A 13588-nucleotide genomic window follows, 5' to 3' on the forward strand; every position below is an offset into this window, starting at 1 on the left:
AGGCAACCATGATCTTCAATAGGCCCTGATCAGGGCGAACATCGCCGACAGTGGATGGGGGCCCGTGCAAATTGCGGACGTTGCCTATGTGCGCGAATGGCGCACATAGACGCGAGGCCGCCGCCGCACGCGGGCCGCCACCGCGCGGCCGGGTACGTCAGCGCGGGCCGCGGGTCCGCGTCGGCGTGATCGTGGGCGGCGGTGGCAGCGTGGGCGTCAGCGTGGGCCGCGACGTCGGCCGCCCGGTCGGCTCCGGGCTCGGGCTGGGGCTCGACGGGGTCGGGCTCGGGCTCGGGGAGTCCGACGGCGTGGGCGCGGCGGTCGACGGCGGCGGCGCCGACGCGGTCGGCTCCGGGGTGTCGCCGGGAAACTTCGGCTCACCGAATCGGTACTTGCCCGGGTCGAGCTTCATCGCCTCGGTGGCCTTTGTCATGAACTGCCGCCAGATCGGCGCGGCGCCGGTCGAGCCGTACACGTCGTAGCTGCCGTCGCTGGTCCGCAGCGGCTTGCCGTCGGTGGTGCCCAGCCACACGGCCGAGGCCAGCGCGCCGGTCCAGCCCACCATCCAGGTGTGCACGTTCTGTGTGGTGCTCTTCCCGGCCTGCCAGGTGCCGGTCTTGCCGGCGGAGTCCCAGCCGTTGTCCAGCTTGGCCGCCCGGACCCGGCGCAGCGTCCAGTCCAACTGGTCGATGGCCTCCCGGTCCAGCCCGAGGTCGGTGGTGCGCAGCTGCTCGGTCCACACCTCCTCGTCGTCCTTGCTCACCGACCGGACGAAGTGTGCGTCGGCGCGCTTGCCGCCGGCTGCGAACGTGGCCATCCCGTTCGCGTGGTCCTGCACGGTGATGCCGTACTGCCCGATGCCGACCTCGGTGGAGAACCGCTTCGCCACCTCGTCGGCGGGGTCGCTGCGCAGGTCGACGCGCTGCGGCCGGGGGTTGCCCCGGACCGTCTCCCACATCGACTCCACGCCCGCCTGCCGGGCCATCTCGATCACCTTGTCCGTGCCGAGCCGTTCGGTCAGCTCGAAGTAGGTGACGTTGAGCGAGGCGACGGTGGCCTCCCAGAGCGCGCAGTCCGGCTGGCAGGGCGCCCGCTCGGCGTTGCGGATCGGCCCGGCCGCGCTGCCCTTGGTGCGCCCCGAGGCGGGGAACTCCTTGGTGTCCGGCGAGTCGAACCGCTCCTTCACCGAGATCCCGTCGCGCACGGCGGCGGCCAGGTCGTACACCTTGAACGACGACCCCGGCGGATGCTGGCCGAAGCCGCGGGCCTGGCCGTCCTCGTTTGAGTACCAGCCCGCGTAGTCCGCGCCCGAGCCCTTGTCGCCGCCGTAGTAGCCGAGCACCCGGCCGGAGCCCGGCTCCACCGCCACCAGCGCCGCCTGCCAGTTCCGCGGCTGCCCGCGCACCGCTCGCGGCGCGGTGTCGCGGCGGATGTCCGCCGCCGCCTCGGCCGCGTCCTGCACGCGCTTGTCGATGGTGGTGACGATGCGGTAGCCGCCGTCGCGGATCACCTCGTCCGGCTTGCCGCGGAACGGCTCGGTCCCGCGCAGCTCGGCCAGCACGTGGTTGACCACCAGGCCGGTCGGCCGGTCCAGGTCGGACCGGCCCGCGTCCTTGTCGATCGGCCGGACCGTGTCCGGGTACGCGAGGTCCGCCGCCTGCTGCGACGTCAGGTAGCCGAGCTTGACCATGCCGTCGCGGATGTAGTTCCACCTGTCGATCGAGTTCTGCTTGGCCAGCGCGTTGCGGCGCGGGTCGTAGCCGGGCGTGCCCTCGGGGTCGGCCGGATCCGCCTCCGGCTGCTTCACCATGGCGCAGAGCACCATCGCCTCGGCCTGGGTGAGCTGCCGCTCGGGTGGGGCGTCCCGGCGGACCGTCTTGCCGAAGTACGTCTGCGCGGCCGCCTCGATCCCGTACGCTCCCCGGCCGAACGGCACGGTGTTCAGGTAGAAGCCGAGGATCTCCTCCTTGGTGTACGCGTCGTCGAGCTTCCACGCGATCACCGCCTCGCGCAGCTTGCGGGAGTAGGTGACCCCGCGCAGGTCGGCGGCGATGCGCGCGTACTGCTGGGTGAGCGTGGAGGCGCCCTGCCGCTGCCCGCCGCTCACGTTGGCCCAGGCGGCGCGCAGCACACCCTTGAAGTCGATGCCGCGGTTGGTCCAGAAGGTCCGGTCCTCGGCCGCCACGATCGCCTGCTTGGCCGAGTCGTTCATCTGGTCGTACGGCACGATGGTGCGGTTCTGCGCGCCCAGCTTCGCCATCGGCGTGCGCCCGTCGGCGTAGAAGACGGTTGTCGACTCGGGCAGCTTCAGGTCGCTGGGCGTGGGCACGCTGTCGAAGTAGTAGCCGCCCGCGACCAGGCCGCACCCGGCCAGCAGCACGCAGACCGCGAGGACGACCGGCAGGCGCCGCCGCTTGCGCTTCGGGCTCGCGGTCGTGGCGCCGGCCGGCCCCGGGGTCTCTCCCGTTCCTCGCACCGTTACCTCCGGTCGCTCGGCGAAGTCGTGCCCGGCTCGCAGGCTAACCGAGGTAGGGCGCCCGCACCGGCCGACGACGTCGGGGCAACGGATCAACCTCCGGCTCGCCGAGGCCGAGCACAGCGACGTCTGCGTGAAGGCGGCGGGCGGGAGCCGCGGGGGCTGGGTGGCCGCCCCGGCCCGGTCAACCGGTCAGCGCGCCGCCCGGTCGGCGGCCCGGCCGTCGCGGTCCGGGCGGCCGAAGCCGCGGTGACGCACCGGCCAGCGGTCGTTGCCGCCCGCACGGAACGGCGTCGACCGCCACAGCGCCCGCAGCTCGGTGCCGTCCGGGGCCGCGAAGGCCTCCCGTGCGGTGTAGCCGAGCCGCCGCAGCAACTCCTCCTGCTCCCCGGCGCACGGGTGCGCGTAGGTGGGCAGGCTGAGGGTGTCCATCCGGCGCTGCGCCCCGGCGAGCGCCTCCGCCGCCCCGCCCCGGGGAGCGGCCAGCAGCGCCAGGTTGTTGTGCGGCTCGACCGGAAGCCGGGCGGCGAGCGCGTCACCGAGGCGGCGGAACCGCTCCTCGTCCGGGCCGGCGGCGGCGGCGAGACGATCGGCGTACCGGTGGGGCGTCGGGATCGGCCGGTAGCGGTGGAACCACACGGTGGCGGCGCTGCCGTCGGGCAGCAGGAACGCGTCGCCGAACAGCAGCGCGTGTTCGGTCCAGATCCGCGCCACGGCGGCGAGGACCGGCAAACGGCGCGGCGCGTCGGGGACGAGCCAGGCCGCCAGGGCGGTGGGCATCAGGGCCTCGGCGACGAGATCGGCGATGCGGCCGATGTCGCACCACCGGGCGCGGGCGACGGGCAGGGCTGTGCTCATGAACGAACTCCTGTTTCACAGGCGTGATCGGGTCTGGTGCGGGCGCCGGACGACGGCGCCGCCGCGCAGGCGCGGCAGTCGGGCGGGACACGCCCGTGCTCCGGATCGCATGTGGTCCTGTGAAGTCCGCTCAGGCGGGTCTGGTGCCGGGCCGTGACGTGCGGGAGGCCGGCAGGCGTTCGTGCGACGGGCGCCCGTACTGGTGGGCGAGCGTCGGCAGCCCCCAGCGGCACGCGTCCGCGTCGGCCGCCTCGCTGTGCACCGCGCCGCCGGCATGGCTGGCGCCGTCGTACGGCTGCGGCGCGACGGGGGTCGGGGCGAAGTCGGCCGCCGTGCGGACAGCCTGTGTCGCGCTGCGCGCGGCGGCGCCCCGTTGTTCGACGGCGAAGGCACGCGCCACCGGGCCGGCGGCGACCGTAACGCTGTCGCCCGCGCGGGCCGGCGCAGCCGGGCGGGCCTTCACGGCCGGACCAGCGGTGCCGGCCGGACCAGCCGGATCAGCCGGGTCGGCGAGGTCTGTCGGGTCACCGGGGTCGGTCGGGTCACCGGGGTCGGTCGGGTCAGCGGGGTCGGCCGGGCCCGGCTGCGACGCCGCCGGTGGGTCGAGCAGATCGGTCACCGGGCTGAGCGGGTCGAGCACCGGGTCCAGCGGCGCGACCACCGGTTCCAGGCCCCGCCAGACCGGACCGAGAATCGGGCTCAGCGGCTCCACGACCGGGGACAGCACGTCCGCGACCGGTTCGAGCACGCCTTCCGTGACCGGGCCGGTGAGCGGGCGCAGGGCCTCCGCGACGGGCGTGAGCAGGTGATCGCGTACCGGGTCGGTGGCCGGGCGCAGGCCCTCGGTGACCGGGGTCAGCACGTGGTCGCGGACCGGCGTCACCACCGCCTCGACGACGCCGCCGGTGACCGGCGTCGTGGCGGCCGGGGCCGCCTCCGGGGCCGTCGCCACGGCCTTTCCGGGCGTGGCCGTGCCGGATGTGGGCGTGCCGGGCGCGTCAGCGCTCGGCGCGGTGGCGTCGGCGGCGGGAGCTGTCGTGCCGGATGCCGGCGCGGCGGCGGGTGTGGACTCGACACCGACGGCCCCGGACGCGGGCAGGCCGAGAACCGCGCCGAGTGTGTGGGTCAGAGTCTCCACGGTGGCCGTGAGCGGCGGACGGTCGGCGGCGTGGGCGGCCGAGCCGGCCGCCACCTCGTGCGCGCCCCAGACGGCTGCCACGCCGCCGAGCAGCAAACCGAGGCGCAGCGTGTAGTACGCCACCCACCCGATCCGTCGCGTCATCGCACACCCTCCGGATCCGCGCCCGGCGGCGCGGATCATCGTCCGCACTGTACCGAACGTGGCCGTCCGGGCACAGTACGCCGCGAATCGGTTTCGGGCGCGTCGCGCCGGGCGCAGGCGTGGGACGCGCGCGCTCCGGGTACAGCGGGACCATGAACACGAGCACGGCCGAGCGCCCGGCCACCGCCCCCGCCGCGCGCCCGGCCGGTGTGGTCGCCGTCGTCGCCCATCGGAAGAAGACGTTCGGGGGAGGGCTCGACGAGCTGCGCTCCCGGCTCGTCGCCGCCGGGGTCGGGCGGCTGCTCTGGTACGAGGTGCCGAAGAGCCGCAAGGCGCCCAAGCGGGTCCGCGCGGCGCTGGACTCCGGCGCCGAGCTGGTGCTGGTGTGGGGCGGCGACGGCATGGTGCAGCGGTGCGCCGACGCGCTGGCCGGCAGCGGCGTGCCGATGGGCATCCTGCCGGCCGGCACGGCCAACCTGTTCGCGGTGAACCTGGGCATCCCGGTCGACCTGCCGGAGGCGGTACGGATCGCGCTGCACGGCCGCCGCCGCGAGCTGGACCTGGGCCGGATCAACGGGGAGCACTTCGCGGTGATGGCCGGCGCCGGGTTCGACGGCGACCTGATCCGGGACGCCGACCGGCAGCTCAAGGGCCGGTTCGGCCGGATCGCGTACGTCTGGACCGGGCTGCGGCACGTGCGCGGTGAGTGCGTACGGACCCGGATCCGGGTCGACGGCGCGGACTGGTTCGACGACGAGGCGAGCTGCGTGCTGTTCGGCAACGTCGGCACCATCACCGGCGGCATCCCGGCCTTTGACGACGCCCGCCCCGACGACGGTGCGCTGGAGGTCGGCGTGTCCACCGCCAGCGGCGCGGTGGACTGGGCGCGCACGCTGGGCCGGATGGCCGCCGGACGCTCCGAGGAGTCGCCGTTCGTGCGGATCACCCGGGGCCGCAAGATCACGGTGCGGTTCGACGCGCCGAAGACGTACGAGCTGGACGGCGGCGCCCGGGGCAAGGCGAAACGCCTCAAGGTGAAGGTGGTCCCGGGCGCGTTGACGGTGTGCTGTCCCGACCCGCCGGACTGACCGCGTTCTGGCCGGGGCAGGATGCCGGAATGCGCGACGACATCCGCGACTACCTGGCCGAACTGGTCCACCGCTCCCGGGACGTGCTCGGCGACGACCTCGTCGGCGCGTACGCCGCCGGGTCGGTCGGGCTGGGCGCGTACCAGCCGGGGCGCAGCGACGTGGACGTGGCGCTCGTGGTCGCCGGGCCCCAGCCGGAGGCGGCCAGGCGCCTGCTCGTGGAGCGGCTGCGGCACGAGTCGCTGCCCTGCCCGGCGCGCGGCCTGGAACTGGTCGTCTACCGCCGCGACGTGGCCGCCTCCGGCGCCCCGGAGCCCGGCTTCGAGGTCGAGCTGAACACCGGCGCGACAATGCCCTTCCGCGCCACCTACGACCCGGCCGACCGGCCCGCCGCCGACGGGCGGTTCTGGTACGCGCTGGACCGCAGCATCCTGCGCCAGTCCGGCCTGACGCTGCTCGGCCCGCCCGCCGCCGACGTGTTCGCCGACCCGTCACCGCAGGCGCTGCGGGCGCTGCTGGCCGACGCGCTGCGCTGGTGGCTGGCGCTGCCGACCCCACCCGGCGACGAGCCGGCCCCCGGCGCGGAGGACGCGGTGCTCGGCGCCTGCCGCGCGCTGGTGCGCTGCCGCGACGGTGTCTGGCTGGGCAAGGTCGACGCCGGGCTGCGGGTGGCCGCCGACGACCCGGACGCCGCGCTGATCCGCGCCTCGATCGAGGCCCGCCGCGGCGGCACGCCGCCCGCCGACCCGGCCGCCCGCGCGTTCCAGCGGCGGGTGCTGGACCGGATCACCGCGGACTGAACCGCGACTACTGTGAGCCGGGGAGGTGCGGTGATCATGACGGAGCTGAGCGCGTCCACGCGGGCCGGACTGGAGTCGGTGGTGCCCGGCGGCGTGGCGACCCGGGCCGCGGACCGGCTGCGGATGGCCCACGACGCCTCGCACTATCTGCTGCACCCCGGCGCGGTGATCACCCCGGCCGACGCCGGTCAGATCGCCGCGCTGCTGGCGCACAGCCGCCGCACCGGCACCCCGCTGACGTTCCGCTCCGGCGGCACCAGCCTCAGCGGCCAGGCCGTCACCGACCGGCTGCTCGTCGACGTGCGACGGCACTTCCGCGACCTCACGGTGCTCGACGACGGGCGGCGGGTGCGGGTCCAACCGGGGGTGGTGCTGCGGCAGGTGAACGCGCGGCTCGCGCCGTACGGCCGCAAGCTCGGCCCCGACCCGGCCAGCGAGTCCGCGTGCACGGTCGGCGGCGTGGTCGCCAACAACTCCAGCGGCATGACCTGCGGAACCGAGTTCAACACGTACCGGACGCTGGAGTCGCTGGTCCTCGTGCTGCCCAGCGGCACCGTGCTGGACACCGGCGCCCCGGACGCCGACGCCCGGCTGCGCGCCGCCGAACCGGCGCTGCACGCCGGGCTGCTGCGGCTGCGCGACCGGGTGCGCGGCAATCCCGACTCGGTGCGCCGGATCCGCGCCCAGTACGCCATGAAGAACACCATGGGGTACGGCGTGAACGCGTTCCTCGACCACGACGACCCGGCCGATCTGCTCACCCGGCTCGTGGTGGGCAGCGAGGGCACGCTCGCGTTCGTCGCGTCGGCGACGTTCCGCACCGTACCCGTGCACCGGCACGCCGCGACGGGCCTGTTGGTCTTCGAAACGCTGGGCGCGGCGATGGCCGCGATGCCGGCGCTGGTGGCCGCCGGGCCGGCGGCGGTCGAGCTGCTCGACGCCGCCGCCCTGCGGGTCGCCCAGCGGGACCCGAAGGCGGACGCCACGCTGCGCGGCCTGGCCGTGCGCGGGCACGCCGCGCTGCTCGCCGAGTGGCAGGAGTCCGACGCGGCGGCGCTCGCCGACCGGGTCGCCGACGCCGGAGCGGTACTGGCCGGCGTGCCGCTGAGCGCCCCGGCGCGGCTCAGCGGCGAACCGGCCGCCCGGGCCGCGCTGTGGCACATCCGCAAGGGCCTGTACGCGGCGGTGGCCGGCGCGCGCCCGTCCGGCACCACCGCGCTGCTGGAGGACATCGCCGTGCCGGTCGAGGCGCTCGCCGGCACCTGCGCGTCGCTGGCCGAGCTGTTCGAGCGGCACCGGTACGCCGACAGCGTCATCTTCGGCCACGCCAAGGACGGCAACCTGCACTTCATGCTCAACGAGCGCTTCGACGGCGGTGCGGCCCCGGCGCGCTACGCCGACTTCACCGAGGAGATGGTCGACCTGGTGCTCGGCCACGGCGGCACGCTCAAGGCCGAGCACGGCACCGGCCGGGTGATGGCCCCCTACGTGCGCCGCCAGTTCGGCGACGAGCTGTACGAGGTGATGCGCGAGCTGAAGACGCTCTGCGACCCCGACGGCGTGCTCAACCCGGGGGTGCTGCTCAGCGACGACCCGGAGATCCACATGCGGCACCTCAAGACCGTGCCGACGGTGGAGGAGGAGGTGGACCGCTGCGTCGAGTGCGGCTACTGCGAGCCGGTCTGCCCCAGCCGCGACCTCACCACCACGCCCCGGCAGCGCATCGTGCTGCGCCGGGAGATCGCCGCAGCGCAGGCCGCCGGCGACACCGCGCTGGTCCGGGAACTGACCGACGACTACGACTACGACGCGGTGCAGACCTGCGCCGTCGACGGCATGTGCGCCACCGCCTGCCCGGTGCTGATCAACACCGGTGACCTGGTCAAGCGGCTGCGCGCGCAGGAGCACGGCCGGGCGGCGGGGACCGCCTGGCGCGGCGCGGCCCGCCGCTGGGGCGCCACCACCCGGGGCATGGCCCGGGGACTCGATCTGGCCGGGGCGCTGCCGCCCGCGCTGCCCGAGGCCGCCACCCGGGCCGCCCGCGCGGTGCTCGGCGCCGACCGGGTGCCGCAGTGGCAACGGGACCTGCCGCGCGGCGGCACTCCGCGCCGCCCCCGCCCGGCCGACGACCCGGACGCGGTGTTCGTACCGTCCTGCCTGGGCACGCTGTTCTCCCCGGCGCAGGGCGGCAGCGGCGTCGCAGCCGCGCTGCTCACGCTCGCCGAGCGGGCCGGCGTACGCCTGCTCGTGCCCGACGGCATCGGCGACCTGTGCTGCGGCACCCCCTGGTCGTCGAAGGGACTCACCGACGGCTACCGGCAGGTGCGCGACCGCGTCCCGCCGGTGCTGCGCGCCGCCAGCCGCGACGGCGCGCTGCCGGTGGTCAGCGACGCTGCGTCCTGCACCGAGGGCTTCGAGCGGCTGCTCGACGGCGCCGGGGACGTGCGGGTCGTCGACGCCGTCGCGTACACCGCCGGCACGCTGCTGCCCCGGCTGACAGTGCGCCGCCGGATCGGCTCGCTCGCGCTGCACCCGACCTGCTCGTCGGTCCGCCTCGGACTCGACGACGCGCTGCTCACCGTGGCCCGCGCGGTCGCCGACGAGGTGGTCGTCCCGGAGGGCTGGCAGTGCTGCGGCTTCGCCGGGGACCGGGGACTGCTGCACCCGGAGCTGACCGCGTCGGCCACCCGGGCCGAGGCCGCCGCCGTCACGGCACGCGCCTTCGACGGGTACGCCTCGGTGAACCGTACGTGCGAGATCGGGCTGGCGCGGGCGACCGGGCAACCGTACCGGCACGTGCTGGAGTTGCTGGCCGAGGCCACCTCGCCGTAGCGACGTCCGCGGAGTGCCGGCTTTTCGCGTGATCAACACCAGTTCGGGGGGCTGGCGGGGTCCAGGTGGGTTGGATGGCACCACATCCCCGTAATGGTGTTGACCTTGGCCGGGCCGGGCGCGCGTGGTTGCGTGATCGACACCAGGTCGGGCGGGGCGGCTGGCTTCGTCCAAGGGATGCCGCCACCGGTGGGGCGGTGTGCCGGTTGAGGGAGGCGTCGGTGACGAGGGGAGCGGGCGCCGTGAGCTGCACTGGCGTACCGCCCCGATGTCGCGCTGGTCGGCCACGTGCGCGGACCAGCGCGACATCGGGGCGGTACGCGCGTTCGCCGAGGCGGTCGAGCGGGAGCACGGCGGCGTGGACGTGCTGTTCGCCAACGCCGGTATCCAAGCGTTCGCGCCGCTGCTGGAGATGACCGACCAGCACTGGCACGACCAGATCGACGTGAACCTCACCGGCGCCGCGAACGTGCTGCGGGTGTTCGCGCCACTGCTGGTACGGCGCGGCGGCGGGCGGATCGTCATCACGTCGTCCACCCAGGGACAGCACGGCACCACGAACGGGTCCGCGTACTCGGCGTCCAAGTGGGGGCTCATTGGGCTGATGAAGTCCGCCGCGCTGGAACTCGGGCCGCACGGCGTGACGGTGAACGCGGTGATCCCGGGGCTGGTCGACACCGCGCTGACCCGGCACCGGGACCGTTACGTGCAGGCGCTGGTGGAGGCGGGGAAGTCACCGTCGGATGACCTGGCCGAGGTGGAGCGGGAAGCGGTCGGGGCGCTGCGGGCGAAGACGCCGCTGGGCGTGCCGTGGGTGGAGCCGGAGGACGTCGCGCCCGCTGGTGGTGTTCCTCGCCTCCGACGCGGCGCGCATGGTCAGCGGCATGTCGTTCGCCGCGACAGCGGGCGACAGCGCGCACGTGACCGCCTGATCCCGTCGGGCCGCCGGCGACGGCGGTCGTGGCCGGGGACGCATCGAGCCGGCGCCCCGGCCACGAGGGCCGGGGCGCCGGAGTCGCGCGTTCAGGAGCTTCGGGTCAGGAACCGTACGGCAGCGTGACAGTCGAGCCGTTGCCCACGCCGAGGATCGTGGGCGCGCCGCCGATGGCGTTCCACACCTCGACGCGTACCGTGCCGCCGGACAGATTGCCCAGCGTGCCGGTGGCCGAGAGCAGGCCCTGGGTCTGCCGGTAGCGCTCCGCGCCCGGGATCGGATCGGTGGCGAAGTACCGGTAGGTCTCCACCCGCTCGACGCTGCCGTTGCCGGTCAGGTCGTAGGAGACCCGGATCTGGACGCCGTTGCCGATCGCCGTGCCGGCGTCGACGGCCAGGTCGAAGGCGGTCGCCCCGCCGGTGTACGTGCCGGTCAGCCCGGTGGCGGTGAACACCTGCGGGTTGGTCGGCGTGCCGTCGTGGTTGCCGTTCGCCGCCGCCACGTTCACCGTGCCGGCGGTGCCGGCGTTGCCGTCCAGCCCGCCGCCCGAGCGCAGGTACCGGACCGGCTTCAGCGCGCTGCCCGTACCCGTCGGGCTGGGGCTGGCGGAGGTCGGCGTGGGACTCGCGGTGGTGGGGGTGGGGCTGGGCGTCGAGGTCGTCGGCGTGCCGGTCGGCACGGTCCCACCGCCGGTGGCGTTGCCGCCGCTCCACGTGTACGCCCCGGACGTGGCGGTCTTGCCGGCCGGCACGGCGAGCGTGACGCCGTTGGAGAACGTGACGGTGAGCGGCCGGGCGGTGATGTTCGACGCCACGTAGGTGCGGACGCCGTTCTTGACGAACACCTTCGCCAGCGGGTGGTTGGCGGTGACCGTGGTGTCCACGGTGCCGAGCGCGGCGAGGTTGCGGATCCAGTGGAACGTGTGCGCCTTGCTCTCGCCCTCCTCGCTGGTGAACCCGCTGTTCGCGCGGAAGTTGCGCAGCGCCTGCTCGCCGTCGCCGAGGGCCAGGAACTCCCAGATGATGTCCTGCCACACCGTCGGCGGGCCGCCCTTGTTGGTGACCAGCTCGGCGTAGTTGGCCTTGACGTACTCGGGGAAGTCGCCCAGGTAGAGGTGACCGCCGGTGATCGGCAGCATGTTGATGCCCTGGATCATCTCCGGCGCCGCGGAGAACCAGGTGGAGTACGACCCGCCGTCGCCCCACACCATGCCGACCGTCTTGTGCCCGAACGCGGCCGGGAAGTTCTGGTCGTACACGTCGAACCAGTACTCGGAGATGGCCGCGGACTGGGTGGTCCACAGGTAGACCCCGGCGTCGCGCACGGCGGTGTCGCCGGTGGCCTGACCCCACTGGATCAGGGCGTTGGCGAAATTCATCCCCTCCGACGAGGACTCCTGGTTGTTGCCGGCGAAGAACGGCGCCAGCCCGGAGGCCCAGTCGTGCCCGGCGTAGATGTCGAAGTCCCGCAGGTAGGGGAAGCGGCTGTCGGCGCGGTCGTAGTTGTTGGCGTCGCGGATGAGCAGGTCGATCATGCCGCCGTAGCGGCTGTCGTCGGCCCATCCGGGGTCGAACTTGGCGACCGTGGCGGCGGCGGCGATGAAGTAGCCGTAGTGGAAGTGGTGGTCGTTGAGGTCCTCGTCGGAGCCGTACGAGGCGGGGTAGCCGATGAGCGTGCCCCAGTTGCGGTCGTAGTAGAACAGCTGGCCGGTCTCGCCCGAGCTCGCGGTGAGCCAGTTGGTCAGCCGGTTCTTCATCGCGGTCACCGCCGCGTCGCGGACCGAGGTCTGCCCGAGCTGGTCGGCGATCTCGGCGATCCGGGCGGCCCGGCCGAGTCCCTTGCCGGCCCAGTACGTGTCGGTGCCGCTGACGCCTTCCGGGTTGCCCTGCTCGGCGTTCAGGTAGCCGGTGACGGTGGCCAGGTCGGCGCCGCTGGAGTCGCCGACGGCGGGCACCGCGGGCAGCACGCCGGTGAAGCGCATCGTGGTGGTGAACGACGGCACGCCGGTGAGCACCCGCATGGCGCCGCGCGCCGAGACGTACGTCGGGGTGATCGGGGTGGCGCCGGTGAGGCTGCGCCACTGGTGCGGGTAGAGCGCCACCACGGTCTTCGTCTCGCTGCCCTCGCGGGGCGTGGTGGTGAACGCGTACGTGGTGCGCACGGTTCCCGCCGACGGGTCGTACGTGTAGCTCATCCGGGTGCCGGTGACGTGGGCGTGGGCGTACCGGCCGTAGGTGTCGGCCAAGGCGGCCCGGTCACCGCCGCCGGGCAGCACCGCCACCGAGAAGTACCCCTTGCCGGCCAGCGTCGAGCTGATGCCGGCGCCGTTGACGGTCCAGGTCGCGCCGGTGGGGGCGTACGCGACGTAGTCGTGGCCGTTGACCGTGAAGCCGATGGTGGCGCCGGAGTTGCGCCACACGGTGGGTGTCGCGGTGGCGGTGAGCTGCGCGGTGCCGCCGCTGACCGTGTAGTAGCTGAACGGCAGCCCGTGGCCGATGGTGGCGCGCATGGTGCGGCTGCCGTCGCTCCAGTCGGCGGTGACCGTCCAGTCGCTCCAGCCGGCGGCCTTGACCACCGGCGCCGACAGTCCGGGCATCCCGACGCGGACGTCCTCGCCGTACGGGTAGTGGAACTCGCCGACGCCGGTCGCGGTGCCGCTGATGGCGGGCGTGGTGGTGTACGACAGGCCGAGCCCGTTGTTCTCGGCCTTGAACGCCAGCGGGTGGGCGTGCAGGTTCTCGCTGCCGGCGCAGTTGTTGCGCTTCCAGATCAGCGACGACCACCAGTCGTTCGTGGGGATTGCGCCGGCGGGCGCGTCGGCGGTGGTGAAGATGCGCGGGTTGGTGCTGATCGCGCCGCAGCCCTTGGGCAGCAGGGCGCCGGGCGGCAGCGTCTCGGTGTAGCTGCCCGCGCCGACGGCGCCGGCGGTGGCGGTGCCGCCGCCGCCGACCACGGCGCCCAGCAGGCCGGCGGCCAGCACGGACGCGGCGACGAGGGCGGTCGCCCGCAGACCGCGACGGCGGGCCGGGGACGGGACGGGCGCGGTCGGGGGTACGGGGTCGGGAGAGAAGTCCCGCAGGAGGGTCATGGAGGTCCCCTTCACGAGGAGAAGGCGGGGTACGGAGTGGTGGTGCGGCAGTCGTGAGAGCGCTCTCTTGAGAAGGGACAGTAAGGTTCGGGTTACGGATCCGTCAATGTCTTGTTACCGAAGAGAGCGCTCTCCCGCGCTCGCGACCGACCCTTCGATCACCTTAAGAAGCGCGCTGACCAGGCTCGACGGTGCGCACGAGCGCCGCCCCGGGCCGAGGCGGCCGGGGG

At 74.3% G+C, this 13588-nt stretch carries 8 protein-coding genes; 4 read left to right on the plus strand and 4 right to left on the minus strand.

Going from position 1 to position 13588, the window contains the following annotated elements:
- Positions 1–157: 157 nt before the first annotated feature.
- From BAW75_RS16505 to BAW75_RS16515, 3 genes are all read right to left on the minus strand, one after another.
- Complete coding sequence (locus BAW75_RS16505; protein WP_104114148.1) at positions 158–2476, minus strand: transglycosylase domain-containing protein; 2319 nt, start codon at positions 2474–2476, stop codon at positions 158–160.
- Between the two features lie 192 nt (positions 2477–2668).
- Entirely contained in the window at positions 2669–3334 is a 666-nt protein-coding gene (locus tag BAW75_RS16510; RefSeq protein WP_104114149.1) for a hypothetical protein, read from the minus strand.
- A gap of 130 nt (positions 3335–3464) precedes the next feature.
- Positions 3465–4616 (minus strand): hypothetical protein, encoded by a 1152-nt coding sequence (locus tag BAW75_RS16515; RefSeq protein ID WP_244206143.1) that lies wholly within the window; start codon positions 4614–4616, stop codon positions 3465–3467.
- Between the two features lie 152 nt (positions 4617–4768).
- Here BAW75_RS16515 and BAW75_RS16520 point away from each other — a divergent pair, with 152 nt between their 5' ends.
- The 4 genes from BAW75_RS16520 (at position 4769) to BAW75_RS16535 (ending at position 10396) form a co-directional block, all read left to right on the plus strand.
- Entirely contained in the window at positions 4769–5704 is a 936-nt protein-coding gene (locus tag BAW75_RS16520) for a diacylglycerol/lipid kinase family protein (RefSeq protein WP_104114150.1), read from the plus strand.
- Between the two features lie 29 nt (positions 5705–5733).
- Positions 5734–6504, plus strand: a complete 771-nt coding sequence (locus BAW75_RS16525) for a nucleotidyltransferase (protein WP_104114174.1) — start codon at positions 5734–5736, stop codon at positions 6502–6504.
- Positions 6505–6540: 36 nt separating this feature from the next.
- Positions 6541–9336: an FAD-binding and (Fe-S)-binding domain-containing protein gene (locus BAW75_RS16530; RefSeq protein ID WP_104114175.1), complete on the plus strand. Its 2796-nt coding sequence runs from the start codon at positions 6541–6543 to the stop codon at positions 9334–9336.
- 199 nt (positions 9337–9535) lie between these two features.
- Positions 9536–10396: an SDR family NAD(P)-dependent oxidoreductase gene (locus BAW75_RS16535; RefSeq protein ID WP_244206144.1), complete on the plus strand. Its 861-nt coding sequence runs from the start codon at positions 9536–9538 to the stop codon at positions 10394–10396.
- Here the strand turns inward: BAW75_RS16535 and BAW75_RS16540 are convergent.
- Positions 10374–13358, minus strand: a complete 2985-nt coding sequence (locus BAW75_RS16540) for a glycosyl hydrolase (protein ID WP_104114151.1) — start codon at positions 13356–13358, stop codon at positions 10374–10376. The two genes, BAW75_RS16535 and BAW75_RS16540, sit on opposite strands and share 23 nt — an antisense overlap.
- Between the last annotated feature and the right edge of the window lie 230 nt (positions 13359–13588).

It is taken from the genome of Micromonospora chalcea, from assembly GCF_002926165.1.
GTDB classification, from domain to species: Bacteria; Actinomycetota; Actinomycetes; order Mycobacteriales; family Micromonosporaceae; genus Micromonospora; species Micromonospora chalcea.